Annotated in this window: 24 protein-coding genes; 11 read left to right on the plus strand and 13 right to left on the minus strand. The window is 31.1% G+C overall.

What is annotated here, in order from left to right:
- Window positions 1-140 precede the first annotated feature (140 nt).
- Complete coding sequence (locus tag ACTTA6_RS00925) at window positions 141-1,292, plus strand: iron-containing alcohol dehydrogenase (RefSeq protein WP_440614109.1); 1,152 nt, start codon at window positions 141-143, stop codon at window positions 1,290-1,292.
- Window positions 1,292-2,080 carry a type 1 glutamine amidotransferase gene (locus tag ACTTA6_RS00930; protein WP_440614110.1) on the plus strand — a complete coding sequence of 263 codons (789 nt, stop codon included), beginning with the start codon at window positions 1,292-1,294 and terminating at the stop codon, window positions 2,078-2,080. The genes ACTTA6_RS00925 and ACTTA6_RS00930 overlap by 1 nt, the downstream gene beginning before the upstream one ends.
- Here the strand turns inward: ACTTA6_RS00930 and ACTTA6_RS00935 are convergent.
- Window positions 2,072-3,757, minus strand: a complete 1,686-nt coding sequence (locus ACTTA6_RS00935) for a formate--tetrahydrofolate ligase (RefSeq protein ID WP_440614111.1) — start codon at window positions 3,755-3,757, stop codon at window positions 2,072-2,074. The two genes, ACTTA6_RS00930 and ACTTA6_RS00935, sit on opposite strands and share 9 nt — an antisense overlap.
- A 124-nt stretch (window positions 3,758-3,881) precedes the next feature.
- Between ACTTA6_RS00935 and ACTTA6_RS00940 the strand changes: the two genes are divergently transcribed.
- From ACTTA6_RS00940 to ACTTA6_RS00955, 4 genes are read left to right on the plus strand one after another with little or no spacing between them, the layout of a single operon-like run.
- Complete coding sequence (locus tag ACTTA6_RS00940) at window positions 3,882-5,138, plus strand: sarcosine oxidase subunit beta family protein (protein WP_440614112.1); 1,257 nt, start codon at window positions 3,882-3,884, stop codon at window positions 5,136-5,138.
- Window positions 5,139-5,408, plus strand: coding sequence for a sarcosine oxidase subunit delta (locus ACTTA6_RS00945; protein ID WP_440614113.1), 270 nt, complete (start codon window positions 5,139-5,141; stop codon window positions 5,406-5,408).
- The gene (locus ACTTA6_RS00950; protein ID WP_440614114.1) at window positions 5,408-8,404 is read left to right on the plus strand and encodes a sarcosine oxidase subunit alpha family protein; all 2,997 of its coding nucleotides are present in this window, start codon (window positions 5,408-5,410) and stop codon (window positions 8,402-8,404) included. The genes ACTTA6_RS00945 and ACTTA6_RS00950 overlap by 1 nt, the downstream gene beginning before the upstream one ends.
- Entirely contained in the window at window positions 8,401-8,988 is a 588-nt protein-coding gene (locus ACTTA6_RS00955) for a sarcosine oxidase (RefSeq protein ID WP_440614115.1), read from the plus strand. The genes ACTTA6_RS00950 and ACTTA6_RS00955 overlap by 4 nt, the downstream gene beginning before the upstream one ends.
- Here the strand turns inward: ACTTA6_RS00955 and ACTTA6_RS00960 are convergent, their stop codons facing one another.
- From ACTTA6_RS00960 to purE, 7 genes are all read right to left on the minus strand, one after another.
- Window positions 8,989-9,840, minus strand: a complete 852-nt coding sequence (locus tag ACTTA6_RS00960) for a DMT family transporter (RefSeq protein WP_440614116.1) — start codon at window positions 9,838-9,840, stop codon at window positions 8,989-8,991.
- A gap of 20 nt (window positions 9,841-9,860) precedes the next feature.
- The gene (locus ACTTA6_RS00965) at window positions 9,861-10,301 is read right to left on the minus strand and encodes a hypothetical protein (RefSeq protein ID WP_440614117.1); all 441 of its coding nucleotides are present in this window, start codon (window positions 10,299-10,301) and stop codon (window positions 9,861-9,863) included.
- A gap of 3 nt (window positions 10,302-10,304) precedes the next feature.
- Window positions 10,305-11,051, minus strand: a complete 747-nt coding sequence (locus tag ACTTA6_RS00970) for an aspartate/glutamate racemase family protein (protein ID WP_440614118.1) — start codon at window positions 11,049-11,051, stop codon at window positions 10,305-10,307.
- 138 nt (window positions 11,052-11,189) lie between these two features.
- Window positions 11,190-11,396 (minus strand): cold-shock protein, encoded by a 207-nt coding sequence (locus ACTTA6_RS00975; protein WP_075506166.1) that lies wholly within the window; start codon window positions 11,394-11,396, stop codon window positions 11,190-11,192.
- A gap of 123 nt (window positions 11,397-11,519) precedes the next feature.
- Complete coding sequence (locus tag ACTTA6_RS00980) at window positions 11,520-11,987, minus strand: GNAT family N-acetyltransferase (protein ID WP_440614119.1); 468 nt, start codon at window positions 11,985-11,987, stop codon at window positions 11,520-11,522.
- Between the two features lies 1 nt (window position 11,988).
- The gene (locus ACTTA6_RS00985; protein WP_440614120.1) at window positions 11,989-13,035 is read right to left on the minus strand and encodes a 5-(carboxyamino)imidazole ribonucleotide synthase; all 1,047 of its coding nucleotides are present in this window, start codon (window positions 13,033-13,035) and stop codon (window positions 11,989-11,991) included.
- 1 nt (window position 13,036) lies between these two features.
- Window positions 13,037-13,528 carry a 5-(carboxyamino)imidazole ribonucleotide mutase gene (gene purE / locus ACTTA6_RS00990; RefSeq protein ID WP_262590420.1) on the minus strand — a complete coding sequence of 164 codons (492 nt, stop codon included), beginning with the start codon at window positions 13,526-13,528 and terminating at the stop codon, window positions 13,037-13,039.
- 91 nt (window positions 13,529-13,619) lie between these two features.
- Here purE and ACTTA6_RS00995 point away from each other — a divergent pair, with 91 nt between their 5' ends.
- From ACTTA6_RS00995 to ACTTA6_RS01010, 4 genes are read left to right on the plus strand one after another with little or no spacing between them, the layout of a single operon-like run.
- The gene (locus ACTTA6_RS00995) at window positions 13,620-14,585 is read left to right on the plus strand and encodes a membrane dipeptidase (protein ID WP_440614121.1); all 966 of its coding nucleotides are present in this window, start codon (window positions 13,620-13,622) and stop codon (window positions 14,583-14,585) included.
- A gap of 3 nt (window positions 14,586-14,588) precedes the next feature.
- The gene (locus ACTTA6_RS01000) at window positions 14,589-16,250 is read left to right on the plus strand and encodes a hypothetical protein (protein WP_440614122.1); all 1,662 of its coding nucleotides are present in this window, start codon (window positions 14,589-14,591) and stop codon (window positions 16,248-16,250) included.
- A 1-nt stretch (window position 16,251) separates the two neighbouring features.
- Window positions 16,252-16,863, plus strand: coding sequence for a DUF3726 domain-containing protein (locus tag ACTTA6_RS01005; RefSeq protein WP_440614123.1), 612 nt, complete (start codon window positions 16,252-16,254; stop codon window positions 16,861-16,863).
- Window positions 16,856-17,023, plus strand: coding sequence for a hypothetical protein (locus ACTTA6_RS01010; RefSeq protein WP_440614124.1), 168 nt, complete (start codon window positions 16,856-16,858; stop codon window positions 17,021-17,023). Before ACTTA6_RS01005 ends, ACTTA6_RS01010 begins: the two co-directional genes overlap by 8 nt.
- On the opposite strand, the gene ACTTA6_RS01015 is transcribed toward ACTTA6_RS01010, so the two are convergent.
- The 5 genes from ACTTA6_RS01015 to ACTTA6_RS01035 form a co-directional block, all read right to left on the minus strand.
- A complete protein-coding gene (locus ACTTA6_RS01015) occupies window positions 17,020-17,565 on the minus strand; it encodes a hypothetical protein (RefSeq protein WP_440614125.1) in 546 nt (181 codons plus the stop codon). The two genes, ACTTA6_RS01010 and ACTTA6_RS01015, sit on opposite strands and share 4 nt — an antisense overlap.
- A gap of 150 nt (window positions 17,566-17,715) precedes the next feature.
- Entirely contained in the window at window positions 17,716-19,074 is a 1,359-nt protein-coding gene (locus ACTTA6_RS01020) for an aminomethyl transferase family protein (RefSeq protein WP_440614126.1), read from the minus strand.
- A complete protein-coding gene (locus tag ACTTA6_RS01025) occupies window positions 19,067-19,795 on the minus strand; it encodes a methylenetetrahydrofolate reductase (RefSeq protein ID WP_262590427.1) in 729 nt (242 codons plus the stop codon). Before ACTTA6_RS01025 ends, ACTTA6_RS01020 begins: the two co-directional genes overlap by 8 nt.
- A 57-nt stretch (window positions 19,796-19,852) precedes the next feature.
- Window positions 19,853-20,740, minus strand: coding sequence for an ABC transporter permease (locus ACTTA6_RS01030; RefSeq protein ID WP_440614127.1), 888 nt, complete (start codon window positions 20,738-20,740; stop codon window positions 19,853-19,855).
- A 54-nt stretch (window positions 20,741-20,794) separates the two neighbouring features.
- Complete coding sequence (locus ACTTA6_RS01035) at window positions 20,795-21,805, minus strand: glycine betaine ABC transporter substrate-binding protein (RefSeq protein WP_440614128.1); 1,011 nt, start codon at window positions 21,803-21,805, stop codon at window positions 20,795-20,797.
- A gap of 273 nt (window positions 21,806-22,078) precedes the next feature.
- On the opposite strand from ACTTA6_RS01035, the gene ACTTA6_RS01040 reads away from it, so the two are divergent.
- The gene (locus ACTTA6_RS01040) at window positions 22,079-23,266 is read left to right on the plus strand and encodes an aromatic ring-hydroxylating oxygenase subunit alpha (protein WP_440614129.1); all 1,188 of its coding nucleotides are present in this window, start codon (window positions 22,079-22,081) and stop codon (window positions 23,264-23,266) included.
- Window positions 23,267-23,276: the final 10 nt, after the last annotated feature.

The following is a 23,276-nucleotide window of genomic DNA, read 5'->3' on the forward strand; positions in this document are numbered from 1 at the left end:
AGACTATGTATTTTTCAAATCGATTACAAACGAAAATTTCGATTACTATTTGTCGCAAAAAAAAATTGGTAAATTATAAATAGTTTCTAATATTAAATTATAGAAAATATCTATATAATTATACTAATTATAATTTTTTTATGAATTGGAATTATCCTACTACTATTTGGTTTGGAGCAGGTAAAATAGAAGATCTTGCAACTGCCTGTTCAAGTTTAAAAATTAAAAGTCCACTTTTTGTAACTGATAAAGATCTTTTAAATCTTCCAATGACTTCAAAAGTAATTGAAAAATTAAAAAAAGACTTTGATCATTTACAAGTATTTTCACAATTTTCAGGAAACCCAACTGGAAAAAACGTGATGGATGGGGTTTCTTTATATATAGAAAAAAAATGTGATGGAGTAATTGCCTTTGGTGGAGGTAGTGCATTAGATGTCGGAAAGGGAATAGCTTTTATGTGCGGTCAAAAAAGACCTATATGGGATTTTGAAGATATAGGTGATTATTGGACAAGAGCTGATGGAAATAAAATTTCTCCAATTATAGCGGTTCCAACTACCGCAGGAACAGGCTCAGAAACAGGAAGAGCTTCAGCCATCATTAATGAAGAAACAGGAATAAAAAAAATAATTTTTCATCCAAAAATTTTACCTTCTATTGTAATTTTAGATCCAAATTTAACCAAAGATCTTCCTCCAAGAATAACAGCTGCAACAGGAATGGATGCACTTGCTCATAATCTCGAGGCTTTTTGTGCACCTGGATTTCATCCAATGGCAGATGGAATTGCACTTGAGGGTATGAGATTAATTAAAAATTCTTTAATAGAAGTTTATAAAAATGGTAAGAACATAGAAGCTAGATCTGAAATGTTAGCGGCATCTAGCATGGGTTCTACTGCTTTTCAAAAAGGTCTTGGTGCAATACATTCTTTAAGTCATCCAATAAATGCACAGTTTGATGTACATCATGGTTTAAGTAATGCTATATTTATACCTTATGTTCTAACTTTTAATAAATCAGTTATTGAAAACAGAATTAAGTCTATTTGTAATTATCTTAATCTAAATAGTACATTTGAAAACTTTTTAGAATGGATATTAAATTTGCGTAAAGAATTAAATATTCCTCATAAACTTTCAGATGTTATGGATTGTAATGAAATTGATTTAGAAAAACTTTCTTTAATGGCATTTGAAGATCCATCTACAGGAGGCAATCCAAAAAAAATAACACAAGATGATTTAAAAGAGATGTATAAAAAAAGTATTTCAGGAGAATTATTTTAATGAAGAAAATTTTGGTAGTAGAAGGTAATTTACAAGAGGAAAATCAAAGTTTTACAGAAGCAGGTATTCAAACTCATACTGAAAGCTTAAAACATAGTCTTTCTCATTTTACTGATCAACTAAATATAGATGTAGTTAATCCATCTTCAGATGAAAATATAAGCGAGAATATTGATCCATTAGAAAGTTATGATGGTCTTATTTGGGGTGGAAGTAGTTTAAATATTTATAACAAGACACCTGAAATTTTAAGACAAATAGAATTTATGAAAGAGTGTCAGAAAAAAATTAAAAAAGTTCTAGCGATTTGTTGGGGAATGCAAGTTGCAGTAACTGCCGCTGGTGGTGAGGTAAAAAAAGCTGAGAAGGGGTCACACCGAGGGATTGCAAGAGATATTGAAATTAATGAAAATGGTTTAAATCATCCATTATATAAAAACAAAAATAAAAAGTTTAATACTCCAGCATTTAATTTTGATGAAGTTGTAACTCTTCCAGAAAATTCAACACTGCTCGCTTCGAACCCAATTAATAACGTTCAAGGTTTAAATTTTAAAATTGGAAATTGTGATGTGTGGGGCCTTCAGTATCATCCAGAAATTACATACAACAAGATGATTAACTTAATTATTTTTAGAAAAGATAGACTTATAGAACGTGGTGCTTTTGAAGACCAAAATCATATCGATTATCACATTAAAAATATAGAAATAGAAAATAAAAAATTAGATAAAATTTCCAGAATGAGAGAATTAGAGAATTGGTTAAATTATCTTAACTTAGAATAATCCTTCAATTTCACCTTTTTCATTAAGTTTAATAGAGTCAGCTGCAGGAACTCTAGGTAATCCAGGCATAGTCATGATTGCACCACAAATAACCACAATAAACTCTGCTCCTGATGATAGCCTTACTTCTCTCACTGGTAAAGCATGACCTGTCGGTGCTCCTTTAAGATTTGGATCTGTTGAAAAACTGTATTGAGTTTTAGCAACGCAAATTGGTAAATCACCATACCCAGCTTCTTCAAAGTTTTTAAGTTGATCTCTAATTTTTGTATCAGCAATTACTTCATCTGCTCTATAAATCTCTTTTGCAATAGTCTCTATTTTTTTAAACAGAGGTGTTTTGCTTTCGTATAAAAATTGAAATTTAGCTTCATCTTTTTCACACAATTCTGAAACATGAGCTGCTAATTCTTTTGTACCTTCACCACCATTTGCCCAATGAGTACATAGACTAGCTTTAACACCTAAATTATCACAAAAATCTATAAGTGCTTTCACTTCATTATCAGTATCTTTTATAAAATGATTAACTGCTACAGCAACAGGTAAACCAAATTTTTTAACATTTTGAATATGTCTTTCTAAATTTACTAACCCTTTTTTTAAAGCTTCAACATTTTCGTTTTTCAAATCATCTTTAGCAACACCACCGTGCATTTTTAAAGCCCTTATAGTTGCAACAATTACAACACAGCTTGGTTTTAAATTTGATTTTCTACATTTAATATCTAAGAATTTTTCTGCACCAAGGTCAGCACCAAATCCCGCTTCAGTTACAACATAGTCTGCTAATTTTAAACCAGTCTTAGTTGCGATAACCGAGTTACAACCATGAGCAATATTTGCAAACGGACCACCATGAATAATTGCAGGATTATTTTCCAAAGTTTGTGTAACATTAGGTCTGATAGCTTCTTTTAAAAGAACTGTCATAGGACCTTGAGCATTTAAGTCTTTCGCATAAACTGGTTTTTTATCTCTGGTATAACCAATAGTTATATTTCCAATTCTTTTTTCTAAATCTTCCAAATCATTTGATAAGCAAAAGATTGCCATTATTTCTGATGCAACTGTAATATCAAAACCATCTTCTCTTGGAAAACCATTTGCCACACCACCTAAATTTATATTTATAGATCTTAATGATCTATCATTCATGTCCATAACTCTTTTCCAAACAATTCTTCTTACATCGATATCCAGTTTATTTCCCCAATAAATATGATTATCGATTAATGCTGATAATAAATTATGAGCCGATGTAATTGCATGAAAGTCACCTGTAAAATGTAAATTGATTTGTTCCATTGGAACGACTTGAGCATAACCTCCACCAGCTGCTCCACCTTTCATACCAAAAGAAGGACCTAAGCTTGGTTCTCTAAGACATACAATAGATTTTTTTCCAATTTTATTTAAACCATCATTTAATCCAACTGAAGTTGTAGTTTTCCCTTCTCCTGCTGGGGTTGGAGTAATAGCAGTTACTAAAATTAATTTTCCATCTGGCTTATCTTTTAGTTGCTCTAAATATTCTAAATTTATTTTTGCAATATGTCTGCCCATAGGACTAAACGCAGAGCTTTCATCAGGTACATTTATCTTTGCTAAAATATCATTTATTGGTTGCATTTTAGCTTCTCTAGCTATCTGTATATCTGATTTTACTTCGCTCATTCGTTATCCTTTATTGTAAATTTTTTTGCATAATAATTATCTTATTTGAGATTTTTCGAAACTTCTAAAATATATATATAAAAAAAATAAGAACTATTTAAATTCATTAATATAAAATTCTAATATGCAAAAGTATTCTATTTTTAGCTTGGTTAAAAATGCATTAACAGGCCATCAAAATTGGGATTTAGCTTGGAAAGATCCAAATCCTAAAGAAGAGTACGATGTTGTTATCATCGGAGGTGGTGGTCATGGTTTAGCTACAGCGTATTATCTAGCTAAAGAACATCAAATTACAAAAGTAGCTATCATTGAAAAAGGATGGATTGGCGGTGGAAACGTTGGTCGTAACACTACAATTATCAGATCAAATTACATGCATGATGAAAATGGTCTTTTCAGTGAGTTTGGAATGGATCTATGGAGAAAGATGAGTCAGGACTTAAATTACAACGTAATGTTTTCTCCAAGAGGAATTATTAATCTTGCACACTCAGATGCACAAATGAATGCATACGCAAGAAGAGGAAATTCGATGAGATTAAACGGAATTGATGCAGTTCTTTTAAACAGAGAAGAAGTAAAAGAATTAATTCCAATGGCTGACTTTTCAGATAACGTAAGATTTCCAATCTTTGGTGGATTGATGCAACCAAGCGCTGGAACTGCTCGTCATGATGCAGTTGCCTGGGGATATGCACGTCAAGCAGACTCAATGGGAGTAGATATAATTCAAAATTGTGAAGTTACAGGTTTTGATGTTTCTGCAGGAAAAATAAAAGGGATCAGAACATCTAGAGGAAATATTAAAGCAAAAAAAGTTGGTCTATGCGTTGCAGGAAGCACAAATATTTTAGCTGAAAAATTAAATATGACTTTGCCAATTGAAACGCATCTTTTACAAGCTTGTGTTTCTGAACCAGTGAAACCAGTTTTAGATAAAGTTGTAACTTTTGGTGCAGGTCACTTTTATATTAGTCAATCAGACAAAGGTGAAATGGTAATGGGTGGAGACCTCGATGGTTATAATAGTTACGCTCAAAGAGGTAATCTTCCAACATTACAACATGTTTTAACTGAAGGAATTGCGATGATGCCATTTTTAAGTAAATTAAAAATGCTAAGAACTTGGGGTGGGATTATGGACATGTCAATGGATGGTTCACCAATAATTGATAAAACTCATATTGATGGTTTGTATTTAAATTGTGGATGGTGTTACGGAGGCTTTAAAGCAACTCCAGCATCAGGATGGACATTTGCACATACTATTGCTCAAGATAGAGTTCATGAATTAAATGCAGGATACAGTTTGAACAGATTTAGTACTGGTCATCTTATTGATGAAAAAGGTCTTGGTACAAAAACTTGGATTTCATAAATGTTACATATTAAATGCCCACATTGTGGAATGAGATCTCAAAATGAATTTTCTTATGGTGGAGATGCTACTGTTAAAAGACCAGAACTAAATAAAAAAGTCACAGATCAAGAATGGGATAATTTCGTATACAATAGAGTTAGTCCAAGAGGAAAACATTTAGAACTTTGGCAGCATTTATCTGGTTGCAGACAGTGGATAAAAGTTGAGAGAGATACTGCAACACATGAAATTTTTAAAACTTATAAAGCTAACGAAGAAATTGCTTAATGACACAGAGTTATCGAATAGAAACAGGTGGCTTAATAAATAGAAATAAAAAAATTTCTTTTAAGTTCAACGGCACATCTTATTTTGGATATGAAGGTGATACATTAGCTTCAGCTTTACTAGCAAATGGTGTTCATTTAGTTGGTAGAAGCTTTAAATATCACAGACCTAGAGGGTTTTTTGGTGCAGGAGTTGATGAACCTTACGCTGTTGTTCAACTTTATAGAAATGGTGAAACGGAGCCAAATATTAAAGCAACCGAACAAGAATTATTTGAAGGATTAGAGGCAAGCAGTGTTAATTGTTGGCCAAGTGTTAACTTTGATATTGGGGCTATAAACAATTTTTTAAAAATATTTTTACCTGCTGGATTTTATTATAAAACTTTTATGTGGCCAAAAAGCTTTTGGTACAAAATTTATGAGCCATTTATTAGAAAAGCAGCTGGATTAGGAGTAGCATCAACAAAACATGATAAAGAAAGATATGAACATAAATATGAGTATTGCGATCTTTTAATTGCTGGATCTGGACCATCAGGTTTAGCGAGTGCGTATTCTGCAGCGAAAAATGGAGCCAAAGTAATTTTGGCTGAGGACAAACCAAGATATGGTGGTTCATTATTAACAAGTGATGTGAATATTGGTAACCAATCTGGAAAAGATTGGGCGGACGGTATTATTTCAGAATTGAAAGAGATGCCAAACGTAATAGTAAAAAATAGATCTCAAGTTTTTGGATATTATGATCACAACATGTTGGTAATGTCTGAAAAAGTTAGTGATCATCTACCTAAAACTAAAAAATATCATCCAAACAAAAGACTTTGGTACATTAGAGCAAAAGAAGTTCTAATTTCATCAGGATCAATCGAAAGACCAATTGTTTTTGGAAACAATGATACTCCTGGAGTAATGCTTTCATCTGCAGCTAAAGAATATTTAAAAGTTTATGGCGTCTTAGTTGGAAAAAAACCTTTAGTGTTTACAAACAATGATAGTGGCTATGAAACTGCAATTGAATTTAAAAAACATGGAGTTGAGCCTATAGTTTTAGACTCTAGATCAAATCCACAATCAGAAATTATTGATGAAGCAAAAAATTTAGGAATTAATATTAAAGATTCATATGTAGTAGTTGCAGCACAAGGTTATAAAAAAGTAAAATCAGCTGATGTGGCAACTATTTCTGAAGACAAGAAAACACTTGGCAAAATAGAAAATATAGTTTGTGATTGTATATGTGTTTCTGGATTTTGGACACCTACAATTCATTTGGCATCACAATCAGGAAATAAAACTAAATTTAATGAAGAGATAGACGCGTTTGTTCCAGGAGTTTCAAAACAAAATGAAACAACTTTGGGAGCTGCTAACGGTGTGTTTACTCTAGAAGAAACTTTAAAAACATCATTTGAAAAAGGAAAGGAATTATCAAAAAAAATTACCGATAAAGATAACGAAATATCTATTCCAAATGTAGTTGAAAAAAAATATTCTAAACATGATAAGTTTTGGTGTGTTCCATTACCAAAAGGTAAAAGTTATAAAAGATTTTTAGATTTTCAAAATGATGTTGCTGTTTCTGATGTAGAGATTGCATTAAGAGAAGGTTATAGATCAATCGAACATGTAAAAAGATATACCACTTTAGGTATGGCAACAGACCAAGGAAAAACAAGTAATTTAAATGGATTACAATTAGTATCTGAGATTGAAAATAAAGTTGTTCCGTCCGTTGGCCACACAACTTTTAGACCTCCTTATACACCTATTTCCATAGGTGCTATTGTTGGTAGAGAAGTAGGAAAGCATTCAAAACCAACAAGAAAATCTCCAATTCACAATTGGCATGAAGAGCATAACGCTGTTTTTGTTGATGCAGGAGTTTGGTTAAGACCAAGATACTACAAAAGAAGAAACGAAACTTTGTTCGAAGCTTCAAAGAGAGAAGCGAAAAATGTAAGAACAAATGTTGGTGTTTGTGATGTAACAACTCTTGGTAAGATCGACGTTAAAGGTCCTGATGCTGCTGAATTTTTAAACAGAGTATACACAAATGCATGGTTGAGGTTACCTGTTGGAAAAGCAAGATATGGAGTGATGTTAAGAGAAGATGGGATAGTGATGGATGATGGTACAACTACTAGAATTTCAGAAAACCACTATCACATGACAACAACTACTGCTCAAGCAGCGAATGTGCTTTCGCATTTAGAGTATTATTTGCAACTTGTTTGGCCTGAACTTAATGTAAATGTAGTTTCAACAACTGAGCAATGGGCAGGAGCTGCCATAGCTGGTCCTAAATCAAGAGATTTATTACAGAAATTGTTCCCTAAAACAGATGTATCTAATGAAGGTCTTCCGTTTATGGGATATGTCGAGGGTGATTTATTTGGTGTTAAAGCTAGAATATTCAGAATTTCATTCTCAGGTGAATTAGCTTACGAAGTTAATGTTGAGTCTGATAACGGAACATTTATGTGGAAAAAAATAATTGAACTTGGAGAAGAGTTTCAAATTCAACCATATGGAACTGAAGCACTGTCTACACTTAGAATTGAAATGGGGCATGTTGCAGGTTCTGAATTAGATGGAAGAACAATTCCTTACGACAATGCATTAGAAGGGTTAATGAGTAAAAAGAAAGATTTTATTGGAAAAAGATCACTACAGAGATCAGCTTTTGTAGCTGAAGATAGACAGCGAATTGTAGGCGTTGTTCCATTGGATAAAAAAACTAGTATACCAGAAGGTTCACACTTAGTTAAAGACGCTAACGCTCCTTTGCCAAATAAAAAATTAGGTCATATTTCAGCTTCTTGTTGGAGTGTTGAGCATGATAATCCATTTTCATTAGCAATATTAAAAGATGGAAAAAATATGATTGGAGAAAAATTATTTGTAATGTCTCCATTAAAAAACAAAGTTATTCCTGTAGAGATAGTTTCATCACATTATGTGGATCCAAAAGGAGAAAGAGTAAGATCATGAGTTTAATTTCAGCCTTAAATAATGTGCATGTAAAAGGTCAATTTGGAGATTTTGAAGGTAAAGATGATAAAAATTTAATTTCAATATCTGAAACTACTAATTTATTAATTGTACAGATAGTTCAGTATAAAAGTTCAAACTCATCATTAGAAAACATGCAGGTAGATGGTCTAAATTTAAGAGACAATCCATCTTTAGTTAGCTCCAATGATAACACAAGAATACTTTGGAACGGTCCAAGAAATTGGATTTTAGTTTCTAAGAAAAAGGATATTTTAAATGAAATAGAGCAAAAATTTAATGATAATGAATTTGCAATAACTGACATATCTCATTCAAAAGCAATAGTTGAAATTGAAGGTAAGGAAGCCAAGGAAGTTTTAAAAAAAGGATGCCCATTTAATTTTGGTGAGCTAGAAAAAAATCAATGTTTAAATTCTACTTATAACGGAATGTCAGTTACTATTGATATGCTTGATGATGATCCAGATAAATTTAGAATATTTGTATTAAGAAGTTTTGGTGAATCTCTTTATCACTCAATAACAGACGCATCTTTAGAATTTGGATATATTGCAAAGTAATTATTTTTCTCTAGTAGCAATATAAACACCAATAGTAGCTATAAAAAATCCTAAAAGATCTAAATTAGATAATTTCTCATTTAAAAATAACCATGCCATGAATGCAGATGTAGGAGGAATTAAAAAAAATATTGAAACTGTTTTGCTTGCAGAATTTTTTTTAATTAAGAACATAAGTATTGTGAATGCTCCAAAGGACACTAAAAAAATTTGATGACTCATTGCAATTATAAATGTTTTTGAAAATTCAATGTAAGGATCGGCATAAAAAATTATAATTAACAAATGAAATGAAAATCCTCCAAGTGCTTGGTTCATATTACTTATTGATAAGGGTAGGTTGTTGCTTATTGTTTTTTGCCAAAGAGTTGAACTTGTTATTGCTATCAAAGCTATAATAGTTGCAATTAATCCAGCAGTTGGAATTTTTGATCCAATTTCAAAACCTAGAACCAATGATGCTCCAATAAATCCTAGTAAAACACCTATCCATTGTTTAATAGAAACCTTCTCTTTAAGTATTGGTCCACTTAATGCATTAGTTAGTATTGGCTGAAGAGTTACAATTAAAGCAGCAAGGCCAGTGGGCATTCCAATAGAAATTGAATAAAAAACACCTCCTAAATAAAACCCATGAAAAAGAACTCCACTAAAAAAAGATTGTAAAAAATTTTTTTTACTTACAATTATTTTCTGCTTTGAATAAATAGAATAAATTAAAAAACCAAATGCTACTAGTGCAAATCTAAAAGCTAATGCAGCAAAAGGATCGCTGTAATCAATGATTGGTTTTGTAGTTATGAATGCTGATGACCAAAGTAAAATAAATATAAATGGGAATACCTTAATCACTGTAGTTATTAATTTTAAATTTAATCAATTAAATTTAATTTAATCAAATTTTTTTGCTTAGTTTCTTTGCACCACATTTCGTAACTTTCACAAACTCTCCAAAGATGATTAAAGGCTCTTTGAGATAATTCCAGAGGGAAATGAGTTTTTGTATAATACAATTTTGGTATTTTAAGCAAAAATTTAACCATAGAAACTTTTTGAATATCTAAAAGTCTTAATGTTTCTTCATTAATTTTCTTACCAGTAATTTTATCAATAAAATCGTTATCTTTTAATTCAGATATCCAATTTTCATGAAATTCTCCTGAGCTAATAAAATCATAATCTTTTGTTGTCATGAAAATCTCAAATGCTTGGATGTTATTAACTTCAGGATTTTCATTTTTTATCTCAATTATTTTAGAATATATTAGTTCTGCAACTCTTAAAACGTAGGGCTTATCAATTTTAGATGTCACTGTTTATCTTTTGTGTTTCTGCATTGCAGAGCGGGCAAGAATTAAATTTGGATCCAAAAATATCTTTGAAGATTTAATATTCTTGAATGATTTAAAAGCAAATATTGCAATTGGCAACTCAGTACAACCTAAAATTATTTTTTTACATTTCATTTTTAGCAAATATTTTATAGCTGGTTTGATAGCTTTTTCGGCAGCTCTAACATTGCCCATTTTTACAAACTTGATTGCCTTATTTACTGAATTTTTTTGAAGATTTTCAGATGGATTAACCAATTGATAGCTCTGATCAAAAAATTTATTATACACTCCAGTTTTTAAAGTACCTTCAGTGGCCAATAAACCAACTTTTGAATTTTTTTTACAATTCTTTTTTGTAAATTTAAAAACTTCTTTTGGCATATTTATAATTGGGATATTGATTTTTTTTTGTAGATCATCAAACCAATAATGTGCTGTATTACATGGGATAACAATAAATTTGCATTTATTCCTTTCTAATAACTTACAACCTTCAAGAAGACTTTTTAAAACTTTATTATATTTTGTTTTATTGGATTTATTTGTATTTAGATTTGATAAATTTTTTGTTTGAGTACCTATAGATTCCGGTCTTCCTGGAATATTTGATTTGTTATACAGAACAAATAAAGGATACTCTTGATCAATTTTACCTCTATTTAGTACCGCAAGCTTATTGCAAAAATCAAGACCAGCTTGAGTACCCATTCCACCTAAAATTCCGATCATAAATTTTTTATTATTTTAAATACAACTTATATAATTAAATTTTTTGACTAAAAGTTGTTTTTTTATAAGGTTTGGTACTGGCTGAATAAAATTATTTACTAAAAAATAAAATTTTTTCAGCCAATAGGAAGTGTGAAATTATGCAGTTTTTAAGTTAACTGCTGAAGGACCTTTAGGACCATCTTCAACATCGAAAGTCAAAGCTTGACCCTCATCTAAACCGTTCATACCAGCATCTCTTACTGCTGAAACATGTACAAACACATCTTTTTCTTTGTCTTCTCTTTCAATAAAACCAAAACCTTTGGTTGGATTGAACCATTTTACTTTACCTGTTAGACTCATATTTTTTCTTCTTACTTTTTGTTATATTAATTATTACTTAAAATTTATAATTAAGTAATTTAGGCTTTCTTTAGATTTTAATGGGTTTTGTCAACAAAATAGAGAAATTATTCGATCTTATTGTCAATCTGTAGCAATCAATTTAGTCAAATAAACAGAATTAACATCTTCTTTATAATGAGCAAAAGGTTCACAAGGCTCAAAACCACAAGATTTAAAGAGTTTTCTTGCAGGAATAAAAAAATTTCCAGCACCTGTTTCAATACTTAATCTTTTAATATCTAATTTTTTTGCCTCACTTATTAGATGATTAATAACAATAACACCGTGTCCTTTTTTTCTAAAATTGTCATGAATTCTAATTGATTTAAATTCTCCGTGACCCTCATCTAAAAATTTTAATGCACCACATCCCATTAATTGATCGTTGTTATATAAACTCCAGAATTTAATCGATGGAACTTTAAGACCAGGGATGTCTAAAACATGAGCACTTCCCTCTGGTGAGGCAGCTCTAAGTTCAACAAAATGCTTAGTTAAAAGCTTGTGAACTTCTGGATCATCGAAATTTCCTTCAATTGATTTTAACATTTTATTCTAGAATAGTGATGTGACCCATTTTTCTTTTATCTTTAATTTCTTTTTTTAAATAATCAAAAAAGAATTCATTATCTTTAAGTTTTGGAGAATTTCTATAGTGAGATATTTGATCTCCTAATAAATTTATCATTTTTGCATTTGATAATTTTTTTAAAGGTATCTGTTCAAGTCCACAAACAGCTCTGATGTGATTTTCAAATTGACTTACATTAAAAGCATTAATTGTTAAATGCCCAGAATTATGAACCCTTGGAGCAATTTCATTTACATAAAGATTATCATTTCTATCTATAAAAAATTCTACACATAGAGTACCGACATATTTAAGCTCTTCAGCAATAAGAATTGCCCAATCTTTGGATTGATTAAATATTTTTTCATTTATATCTGCAGGTATTTTAGAATGTTTTAAGATCTGATCTTCATGGGTATTTTCTATAGGTTCATAGATTTCATATTTATTATTACTAAACCTAGTTATGATAATTGATATCTCTTTTTTAAGTTTGACCAATTTTTCTAAAATATATCCTCTTGATAAATCCAATTTAAGATTTTTTAATTCTTCTAATGATGAGACAGGGTGTTGCCCTTTACCGTCATAACCTAACGTTGTAGTTTTAATTATACCTGGTAAAAAATCTTCAAGGACATCAATATCAGATTGATTTTCAACTGAGACGTATCTAGTTGTTCTTATATTTAATTTATTTACAAAATCTTTTTCTGCTAACCTATGTTGAATTAATCTATTTACTGAAGGTTTTGGTAAAACTGGTTTTAACTTATTGATATCATTTAATGTTTCATATGGAATGTTTTCGAATTCATAAGTTACGATATCAACTTTGTTTACAAATTCATTTATTTTTTCTTTATCATCATATTTTGCACCAATAAATTCATCACAAAAATTTTGAGCTGGTGCTTCCAAATCATCACAAAAAATTATTATCTTTATTCCTAATTTTTTCGCAGCTATTGCAAGCATACTTCCTAATTGGCCGCCACCAATAATCCCAAGAGTAATATTAGACATTTTATTTTGGAGCTCTTTTAACAGATTTAGTTTGGTTTGATCTCCAACTTTTTAACTTATTTTTGATTGAAGAATTATTAATAGCCATTATTTCAGCTGCAAGTAATGCAGCATTAATAGCGCCATCTTCTCCAATTGCTAAAGTACCGACAGGAATCCCTTTTGGCATTTGAGCAATCGAAAGCAAACTATCTAAACCTTTTAATTTTTTACTTTCAATCGGTACACCCAAAACTGGAATTTGAGTCAATGCAGAAATCATTCCAGGCAAATGTGCTGATCCACCAGCTCCAGCAATAATTACCCCAATATTATTTTTTTCTGCCTTTAATGCAAAATCGTACATTCTCTTTGGGGTACGATGAGCAGAAACAATTTTAGTTTCAAACGAGACACCTAATTGTTTAAGAGTTTTTTCTGCTAATTGCATAGTTTTGTAGTCTGATTGACTACCCATAACTATTGAAACTTTTTTGTTAGTATTTTTTTTCATGAAAATGGCTTTATTGTTTATTTCAAAATTAATCAAAAATTTCAATAAAATTAATAGTATTTCAATTTAGATTGATTAATCTTATTTCGTTATGAATTTTAAAATCGATAATTTGCAATATTGCAATTGGTCTAGAAAAATTTTTGAAATAAACAGAGCCGCAGGTTTAGATGCAGTTCATGTAACTATAGTTTATCATGAAGATTATGATGAACTACTAATAGAATTAAATAAGTGGGAAAAAATTTTTGAAGCAAATTCTGATCTTATATTTCCAGGAAAAGATTTTAAAGATATTGAAAAAGCAAAGCTTGAAAACAAAACAGCAATATTTTTTGGTTTTCAAAATTGTTCACCAATTGAGGATGACATAGGTTTGGTTGAAAAAGTTCATGAACTTGGATGCAGATTTATGCAACTAACCTACAATAATCAATCTCTTCTTGCCACCGGTTGCTATGAAAAAATTGATAGCGGAGTAACTAATTTTGGAAGAGAAGCAATAAAAGAAATGAATAGAGTAGGCATCGTTGTTGATATGTCTCATTCTGCAGAAAAAAGTACAATGGATGCAATTGAAATAAGTGAAAAACCAATTGCGATTACACATGCAAACCCTTCTTTTTGGCACGCTGCAAAAAGAAACAAGTCTTCAGATTTGCTTAAGATGCTCAGTGATAGTGGAGGAATGTTAGGTTTATCTTTATATCCACATCACTTGAAAGAAAATACCAATTGTACTCTTGATAGTTTTTGTGAAATGGTGGCAAAGACTGCAGAAATTATGGGAGCAAGTAAAATTGGTATAGGGTCAGATCTTTGTCTTGATCAACACGACAGCGTAGTTGAGTGGATGAGAAATGGTACTTGGACCAAAACTAAAAATTACGGAGAAGGATCAAAAAATAAACCAGGCTTTCCAAAACAACCTGATTGGTTTGAAGACACAAGAGGATTTACAAATATAGAACAAGGTCTCAAAAAGATTGGATTTTCAGATGATGAGACACATGGAATACTAGGAAATAATTGGTACAATTTTTATAAATCAATTTAAGTTATGCAAGTAGAACTAAGAGATCCAAATACTATTATGAAATTATCTCGTTTGGGATCTTTTCATCAATCTAAACTATCTTTTTTAAGAAGCTTTTTGAATGAATTTAAAGACTGGGAATATAAACAAGATTTGTTTAATTTAGATGAAAATGGTTATGGTGAGGCAGTTTATTCATTTAAAAAAGACAAAAGAGTTTATTCATTAGTTTGTTTTGCAAATCATATAGAAGATGAAGAAAGATCAGACAGGGTTATAGCTACTAAGTGGGATGCAGCTTTTACACTTCACGATGGTGTACCAGGCAAAAAAGATATTGAAAGATTAAAAAATGAAGTTCCCAAACAAGAAGTCGGAAGACTTTCTTATAAAGAACTTACGTTATCAAGAGCGAATAAATCTGTACGTTTATTTAATCATGTAACAGAGAGTTTAAGTCAAGGATTGCAACCAGATTTAAATTTATTATCAAAAGTTGGCTATTTATACAGAACTACTGCTGTTTATGGATCTGGTAAATTCGGTTTAGCAGATAGGTTTAGAATAAAAAATCGTGAGGAAATTAACGGACCATTTAGATTAGAAATGATGCTAGTTTATCTTGTAAGACAGTTCACTTTTGACCAAGTAAATCATGTTGCTTATCATAAGAATCCAAAAAAAGCAGTCAAACTAGACGAGCGAATCTCTAAAAATCTAGGTATTGGAAATTCTACTGGATTGGGAATGGCACCTTTTATTGTTAATCATCCAACACTTTTAAATAACTGGATCTTAAGTAGAGAAATAGCTTTAAAAAAAATTAGAGAAATTAAAGATGTAAATAAAAATGATAGTGAGCTTTTTATTGATTGTGTAAAAAAATCATTAACAAATATCACAAGCTGGAACACTGATAGTGAATATCAAAAAAATAAAATTAATAATCTATTAAAAGATGTTCAAAAATTTTTGAAATTCATTGAGAATAATTTTGATTTTACAAGAGAATATCCTTTCAACAGTATTTATGAGTGGCTTGAGCAAGAAACATGTGAAGAATGTATTGAGTATGTTGTATCCATTATGATGGAACCATATAGTGAAATAACTGAGCCTTTAGTAAAAGAAATGAGCTCTGATGAAGAAAAATATTTTAACATACCAGCTCATCGAACTGTTGAAGATTTAAGAAATATAATTGAGAAAAAATATCCAAATATTTTAGAAATTAATTTTGAAAAAAAAGAAAATAATCAAAATTTTTGGTTTATCTCAAAAAATAAAGAAGAGCCAAGATTAGCTGATAGATTTGAAGAACATGGTTCAGAATTAGAACAACCTTTAGCCATAGCCAGAGACATAAAAAAACTTTACGAAATATTATTGGTTTCTAAAAATAGTCAAACCGTATCTGACTTTTTAATAAAAAACTCTGATTTAAGACATGTTATTAGAAGAGTTTTTGTAGTTGAAAAATTTCCTTATTCAGAAATTCAAGATAATACAATTGGTAAAAACATAATGCCTATTGATATGTTGAGATTGAAGCTATCTTTCTTTGGGGCGTTAAAATTTGACCCAAGATCTGACAAGTGGTTAAGAATTTGTATGTTTCAAGGAGCACCATTACCTCATGAATTAAAAAATTATGATGAGCAGTGGGTTTATAAAAATAACATTTAACATGAAATCATTAAGTGAAATCGAAACCACTGTTAAAAGAGCAACTAAAGCTAGCGGATATTCATGGGGAGTTGCTGAAGAAACAGCAAAGTGCGTAAGACTATTAGAGTCTTTTGGTCTTCCAGGTGTTAAGCATATAAATAAATATTTTTCTCAAAGGAAAGAAAATAGTTTTCAAAATTTAAATCTAATATTAGAAAAAAATCAAACTTCAGCAAAACCTTATTGTCCAATAATCCTTGGAGTTAGTTTTTTAGATCAATCAAAATCTTTAGAGACTTTTAAAAAAATTGAACTAAATAATGTTGCTTACCCTTCAATATTTTTAGCTTTTGTAAGTAGAGCATCAGAAATTATTGGTAAAAAAATTCATATAAATCTTGATAAAAAAGAAATTATTTTAAATCTAAATTTAAATATCTATTCTAATATTCCTAATAACGAATTTCCGTCTATTGCAAATCATTTAGAGATCAGTTTTCTAGAAAATATTGATAACTTTTTGGAGGAAGAGTGGAAGAATTTGTACAAATTATCTGAAGATACTTTTGTTGAAGAATCCGAGAGTTTAAAACAAGGTGGGGCAGGTGCAGGCCTAACAGATAATGACTGATAATTTTGATGAAATTAAGGATCAAGATAACAGTGAAGATTTAAATAATATTTGTGATGAGTGTAAAGAAAAGGATGAGAGTGTATCTCAAAATTTAATTTTAACTGGCTTTAAAATTTGTAAATCTTGTAGAGTTTCAAAGACTATTTTTCCAATCTAGCTAATCTGATTAGTTGGAAGCATGTTCATTCTGCTCATTACGAATGTAATTGACAGAAACGCTATTATCAAAAAAGATAATAAGACTATACCAAAAGATTTAAAATTAGATTTTAAATTTAAAATTTCTTTTGTTGAAATGATTAAACCTGCAAAAATCCAAAATTGAGTAAGAAAAATTATAGGTATCATTAAATCTGGAGTTACTGCAAAAAATCTTAGTAAACCAGGAGCATGAGCAAAACCAACTGCGGTTAAAACTTTTTTAAATGATACTTTGGTTTGCTTATCTGGAAAAAGTTTTACACCTATCACAAAAATGAAGATTGCCCATATCAACCAAGTAACTATTGCTGTTAGACCCGACATTCCTATTGCTGTTTTAATGACAGTGTTAGCTGCTACTGCGCCAGCAACTCCATCTAAAATCATTATTAAGCCTGCGAAATATATAGAGGCTTCACCAAAATTTCTGTTATCAGAATAAAGTGTTTTATCTAATTTTATTGATTTGAAAACTATATTTAAAAATTCACCAAACATTAATTTTTATCTCTTTTATTTTTTTGAGCTTTATATGAAACTATTAATGGAAATACTATTAAAGCAATCGCAATAATAATGCAAATTGCTATTAAAAACCCTTTTGTCATTGAAATTTGGGGGAGTTTAAATAACTCCCCCTAAATAAATTTAGCCTTTTACAACTTCTCTTGTGTTTGCGTTGAAAGACTCTTTGAATGGAATATCCACTACTACAGCATCAACAGGTGTTCCTGGAGTTTCTGAATATTCTGCAGGTAGATGAACTTTATATTTAGTTCCTACTTTTCCTTTTGGAAAACCATTTGCATTTAATGTTCCATCAAAAGGAACATATCCCATTGCAATGTTTGTTTTCTTTTCAGGATGCCACCATGGTGACGTTAAAAATCCTACCGGATCTCCACCACTTTCAGGAGAAACTAACCAAAAGTCAGGTGCATAATTATCAATAGGTTTACCACCTAATTCCATACCAACTAGTTGGAGTTTGTATGGTTTTTTACCTGCTTTTAATTCCTCTTTCATCTTTTCTAGTGCAGCCTTACCAACATAATCAGCGGTTTTGTTCCATTCTCCTTTTCCAGACAAAGAAACTTGATAACCTAAATTACATTGGAACGGATTGTGTTGTTGATCCATGTCTTGTCCCCATGAAAGAATTCCTGCTTGAATTCTTCTGTGGTGAGCAGGCGCAATAACCATTAAGCTGTGTTTTTTTCCAGCTTCAAGTACAGCATTCCACATATCCTCAGCATATAAAGTAGAGTTTCTTAGATAAATTTCATAACCAGCTTCTCCTGAGAAACCAGATTGTGAAATCACAACATCTCTTCCACCAATTTTTGCTTCAGCTAATCCGTAGAAAGGCATATTATCGAAATCTACTTGATCTCCACATAAATCTTTCATTAATGCTTTTGATTTAGGACCTTGAATTTGAACTGGGCTCACATCAATTTCTTCAATTTTACAATCAAATCTTCCATCTGCGTTTACACCTTGAAGATATAAACCAATATCAGAGTCTGATAATGAAAACCAAAATTCATCTTCAGAAATTCTTAAAAGAATTGGATCATTTAAAACTCCACCATAAGCATTACATAGGATTACATATCTTGCTCTCATTGGTGAAATTTTAGTTGCATCTCTAGTGATCACATAATCAGTAAATTTTTCTGCATCTGGACCCTTAACTCTTATTTGTCTTTCAACAGCAACGTTCCACATAGTTACATGGTTTACGATAGCATCGTATTCAACCATAGCACCACCATCTTCAGGTTTTACATAACCTCTTGGGTGATAAATACGATTATATACAGTTGCTCTCCAACAACCTGCCTGCATTGATAAATGCCAATAAGGTGATTTTCTTACCCTTGTTGAAATTAACATTTCAACTTTTGTTGGCCCACTTTGTCTTAAGTTGTATGGCACTTCTCTGTCTGACTGATCAACAGAAGTAACATGTTTTAATTTAGTATAGTCAAATTCATTAGACATAACTATTCTCCCTCAACCACTTGTTAGTTTCCTTCAAGCCGCCGAATGTATAAATGTGGAAGTTATCAGTGTGCGATTTAACTTTCCCAATTAAATCATTAGGGTCTTTAGGTTTCAATAAATCTAACGCCTTACTAAAATTAGATTTAAGAAAGTTTAAGGAATTTTTTGCCCCAACAATATTAGCAAATTTAATTAAGCTAGATATTTTTAAGGGCCCAGTGATTCCAACATGCACTGGTACGCTTTGTTTAGAAATAAAATCAATAATAGGCTGAGGATCTAATAACCATTGAGTTACTATATAATCAGCGTAAGGCTTTTTATCTATCATTGCTTTTTCTAAATCTGTGTCGGATATATCAGGACTCCCTTCAGGATGTCCAGCTATTCCTATTTTCATTTTTTCAAAATAACCTGTTTCTAAAAGTTGAAATGAACTATCAAATTTTCCAAGAGGCTCTCTTCCTCCTCCAATAATTAAAGCTTGTTTGACGCCTGCATCTTTACATCGTGTAACATAATCCTTAAGCTCATTTTCATCTCCCATAGATCTTGCTGGAAAATGTGGAACTGGATTAAATCCTTTTTTTACAAGCTCAGCTGCTTTATCTGCAGTTTCTTTATAATCTCCTCCTGGAAGCATAGTGATATAGACATCACTTAGTGGAGGTACAGTTTCAAGATCTGTTTTAGGACCTATCTCCAAAGAAAAATTCATAATTCGGATCTTTATTGATTTTGAAATATGAGTCTAGAAAATTCGTTTGAGCCAAAGTTACTTCTTCAGCTGACCTCTGTGCTTTTGAATTCTTTGCCCGTACTGCTGAGTGACCCTGTCGAAGATAATTGCTAAGGCTACAATTGCTAAACCATTCATCATTCCTAATGCTAAATATTGGTTAGAAATTGCTTGTAAAATAGGCACTCCAAGACCTTTTACACCTATCATAGATGCAATCACAACCATTGCTAAAGCCATCATAATTGTTTGGTTAATCCCAGCAAAAATTGTTGGAAGTGACAATGGAATTTGAACAGATTTAAGTTTCTGCATTGGAGTTGCTCCAAACGCCTCACTTGCTTCAAGAGTTTCTTTATCTACTTCTCTAATCCCCAGATTGGTTAGCCTTACAATTGGAGGTAAGGCATAAATACAAACAGCTAAAAGCCCTGGAACTTTTCCTATACCGAGTAGCATGATTATAGGAATTAAATAAACAAAACTTGGAATAGTTTGCATCATATCTAATATGGGTAAAATTGCTTTTTCTGCTCTTGAAGATTTAGACATTAAAATTCCAATTGGGATTCCAACTACAATACAAACTAATGTCGAAACTGATATAATGGCAACTGTAGCCATACAGTTTTTCCACATACCAAAATAACCAATTATCAAAAAGCAAACAATGGTTCCAATAGTTAATTTTATACTTCTTGAACCTATCCATGCTAATATTGCAAAGACTGCAATAACGATTGGCCAAGGACTATTTACTAAAAGTTTTTCTAGCCAAATTAAAAAATATAATAGGGGATCAAAAAAACCTTCTATTCCATCACCATACGCTCGTGAAAATTCTTTAAAGCTAAAATCAATACCTTTTTTTAACTCTCTTAAGGCTGTCCTATCCATTACTGGAATTTTAGTAAAGAAATCCATAAATTTTTTTTTAAAATCGAACCCGTTTTTAAACGGGTTCGATAATTTTATTTATTAAAGTGCTTTTTTAATTTTTGCAGCGGCGTCACTTGAAACCCACTTAGACCAAACACCCTCTTGTGTTTTTAGGAATTCAATTGCAGCGTCAGCACCTTCTGCTTGGTTTTCACCCATCCAAACTAACATACCGTTCATCACTGGACCAGGATAAGTTCTTTTTTTGAAATAATCCATACCAGAACTTCCAGCTGTGTTTTTGAAGTTATCTGTTACAATAGTGAAAACTTCTGATTTAACCCATGAAGTTTTTTTAGGGTCAGCACATTCTTGCTCTGGTAAAACTATACAGTTGTCCCAGTTATCTTTACCGCCCCATTCACCCATGTCTACAGCTCTCATATCATATTTTCCGATTAAAGCTGTTGGTGACCAATAGTAACCAAACCAATTTTCTCCTCTTTCAGCAGCTTTAGCAATTGAACCATCAAGTCCTGCAGCAGAACCAGTTTCAACAATTGCCCAACCTTTTTCTTCCATGCCCCAAGCTCTAAAATGATTTCTGTTACTTAATTCACAGTTCCATCCAGGAGGGCAAATGTGGAAACCACCTTTTGAAGGATCTTCTGGATGAGGGAATAGATCAGGTCTTTCTAAAATTGCAGCGGCAGTTGTTAGCTCAGGATGCTTTTCTAGAGTAGCAGGTAATACCCACCAACCTTCACCTAAACCAGTGATTGGAGCTTTGTTGATTGAATGCATTTTGCCTTCATCAACAGCTTTGTTCAATGCAACTATTGCAGCGTTAGCCCAAAATTCTGGAGCAACATCTGGCTCACCTTTTTCTTGCATAGATGTAAATGTAGGCATTGTTGCACCTGGCACCAACTCCACAGAGCATCCATAACCTTCTTCTAATATAATTTTATCAACTTCAGCCATGAAGTTTGCTGAGGCCCAGTTCATATTAGCGATAGTTATATTTCCACAAGCAGCATTAGCTACACTTCCAAAAGAAGTAAGACCAAAAACAACGGCTAGGGAAAGAAGTATTCTTTTAATTTTCATTATATCTCCCAATATTTGATTCATTTAAAAATCAAATTGAACATATTGAGAGAAATATTGCAAATTAAATTCAATTCTAAGTTGAAGTCAAATTGTCTTTAAATGTGCATTAAATTTAGTTATGGTTTTTAAATGAAATTTTCAGCAAATTTTTTTTTCAAAGAGTTTGTTTATATTTTAAATTGTAAAACAGTTTTTCAGCAAATCATTATTAGAGAGTCGTAATTTTTAAACCCTAAATTAATTTTTTAATTAATTAATTAAAGGAGGTTTATGAATTTAAATAAAAAATTATCAGACATCTTAGATCCTAAAAAAATAGAAGTTGTTAAAAATCCTATAGAGAAAGCTCATGGATTACCTAATGAGTGTTATTTGAATGACGATTATTTAGAATTTGAAAAAGAAAAAGTTTTTAAAAATAATTGGACGATGGTTGGTGTTGCAAGCTCGGTTCCAAATCCTGGTGATGCAAAGCCATTTAATCTTTTAGATATTCCAATATTAATAGTCAGAAACAAAGATAATGAGATAAAAGTTTTTCACAATGTTTGCAGTCACAGAGGTTTCAAACTAGTTGACCAAGAATGTAAATTAAAAAATGTAATAAGATGTCCTTATCATTCCTGGTCTTATGATTTTAATGGTAAATTAACTGTTACTCCTCATATAGGAGGATTAGGAAAACATGAAGTAGAAGGATTTCATAAAAATAATAGCAACCTTAAAGAAATAAGATCAAAAGTTTGGATGGATTTAATCTTCATAAATATTAATTCTAATGCAAAACCCTTTGAAGAATTTATTAAACCTTTGGAGGATAGATGGTCTAAGTTTATTTCTAAAAAAGATCAACAACTAATAAGACATGCTTCTGACAATGGTTACTTTAATATGACCGTAAATAGTAATTGGAAATTTGCTATAGAGAATTATTGCGAAAGCTATCATTTGCCATGGATACATCCTGAGCTGAATAGAGTTTCAAATATTGCAGATCATTATCATATAGAAGATAAAAATTTTAATTTCTCTGGACAAGGAAGTGATAAATATTCACAACAGTTTGATGGGAATATAAAATTTAAATGTTTTCCCAATTGGCCAAGTGAAGTATCTGAAAAATCTGAATATGTATCATTATACCCAAATGTAATGTTGGGAATTCACATAGATCATTTTTATGCATTTTGGTTAGAACCAATTTCAAACAATCAGACAAAAGAACACTTTGAATTATATTATATCGGAGATGAAAGCGCTTCGAGCGATGAGTTTAAAGGGATTAGAGAAAAAAATTTTGCATTTTGGCAAGAAGTTATGAACGAAGATGTAACTGCAATTGAAGGAATGCAAAAAGGGCGAAGCTCACCTGCTTATAATGGTGGAAATTTTTCACCTGTAATGGATACACCTACTTTGATGTTTCACAAATGGGTTGCAACAAATTTAACAAAATGAAAGGATAAAT

The sequence above is a fragment of the Candidatus Pelagibacter sp. HIMB1636 genome (assembly GCF_052047675.1).
GTDB lineage: Bacteria > Pseudomonadota > Alphaproteobacteria > Pelagibacterales > Pelagibacteraceae > Pelagibacter.

Excerpts from the sequence above, each read along its gene's own strand:
- ACTTA6_RS01020 (WP_440614126.1), bottom strand. The coding sequence starts at position 19,074 with ATGTCTAATGAATTTGACTATACTAAATTAAAACATGTTACTTCTGTT.
- ACTTA6_RS01035 (WP_440614128.1), bottom strand. The coding sequence starts at position 21,805 with ATGAAAATTAAAAGAATACTTCTTTCCCTAGCCGTTGTTTTTGGTCTT.
- ACTTA6_RS01030 (WP_440614127.1), bottom strand. The coding sequence starts at position 20,740 with ATGGATTTCTTTACTAAAATTCCAGTAATGGATAGGACAGCCTTAAGA.
- ACTTA6_RS01000 (WP_440614122.1), top strand. The coding sequence starts at position 14,589 with ATGCAAGTAGAACTAAGAGATCCAAATACTATTATGAAATTATCTCGT.
- ACTTA6_RS01005 (WP_440614123.1), top strand. The coding sequence starts at position 16,252 with ATGAAATCATTAAGTGAAATCGAAACCACTGTTAAAAGAGCAACTAAA.
- ACTTA6_RS00980 (WP_440614119.1), bottom strand. The coding sequence starts at position 11,987 with ATGTTAAAATCAATTGAAGGAAATTTCGATGATCCAGAAGTTCACAAG.
- ACTTA6_RS00985 (WP_440614120.1), bottom strand. The coding sequence starts at position 13,035 with ATGTCTAATATTACTCTTGGGATTATTGGTGGCGGCCAATTAGGAAGT.
- ACTTA6_RS01010 (WP_440614124.1), top strand. The coding sequence starts at position 16,856 with ATGACTGATAATTTTGATGAAATTAAGGATCAAGATAACAGTGAAGAT.
- ACTTA6_RS00995 (WP_440614121.1), top strand. The coding sequence starts at position 13,620 with ATGAATTTTAAAATCGATAATTTGCAATATTGCAATTGGTCTAGAAAA.
- ACTTA6_RS00975 (WP_075506166.1), bottom strand. The coding sequence starts at position 11,396 with ATGAGTCTAACAGGTAAAGTAAAATGGTTCAATCCAACCAAAGGTTTT.
- ACTTA6_RS00950 (WP_440614114.1), top strand. The coding sequence starts at position 5,408 with ATGACACAGAGTTATCGAATAGAAACAGGTGGCTTAATAAATAGAAAT.
- ACTTA6_RS01025 (WP_262590427.1), bottom strand. The coding sequence starts at position 19,795 with ATGAATTTTTCTTTGGAGATAGGTCCTAAAACAGATCTTGAAACTGTA.
- ACTTA6_RS00940 (WP_440614112.1), top strand. The coding sequence starts at position 3,882 with ATGCAAAAGTATTCTATTTTTAGCTTGGTTAAAAATGCATTAACAGGC.
- ACTTA6_RS00930 (WP_440614110.1), top strand. The coding sequence starts at position 1,292 with ATGAAGAAAATTTTGGTAGTAGAAGGTAATTTACAAGAGGAAAATCAA.
- ACTTA6_RS01040 (WP_440614129.1), top strand. The coding sequence starts at position 22,079 with ATGAATTTAAATAAAAAATTATCAGACATCTTAGATCCTAAAAAAATA.
- ACTTA6_RS00945 (WP_440614113.1), top strand. The coding sequence starts at position 5,139 with ATGTTACATATTAAATGCCCACATTGTGGAATGAGATCTCAAAATGAA.
- ACTTA6_RS00955 (WP_440614115.1), top strand. The coding sequence starts at position 8,401 with ATGAGTTTAATTTCAGCCTTAAATAATGTGCATGTAAAAGGTCAATTT.
- ACTTA6_RS00925 (WP_440614109.1), top strand. The coding sequence starts at position 141 with ATGAATTGGAATTATCCTACTACTATTTGGTTTGGAGCAGGTAAAATA.
- ACTTA6_RS00935 (WP_440614111.1), bottom strand. The coding sequence starts at position 3,757 with ATGAGCGAAGTAAAATCAGATATACAGATAGCTAGAGAAGCTAAAATG.
- purE (WP_262590420.1), bottom strand. The coding sequence starts at position 13,528 with ATGAAAAAAAATACTAACAAAAAAGTTTCAATAGTTATGGGTAGTCAA.
- ACTTA6_RS01015 (WP_440614125.1), bottom strand. The coding sequence starts at position 17,565 with ATGTTTGGTGAATTTTTAAATATAGTTTTCAAATCAATAAAATTAGAT.
- ACTTA6_RS00970 (WP_440614118.1), bottom strand. The coding sequence starts at position 11,051 with ATGATCGGAATTTTAGGTGGAATGGGTACTCAAGCTGGTCTTGATTTT.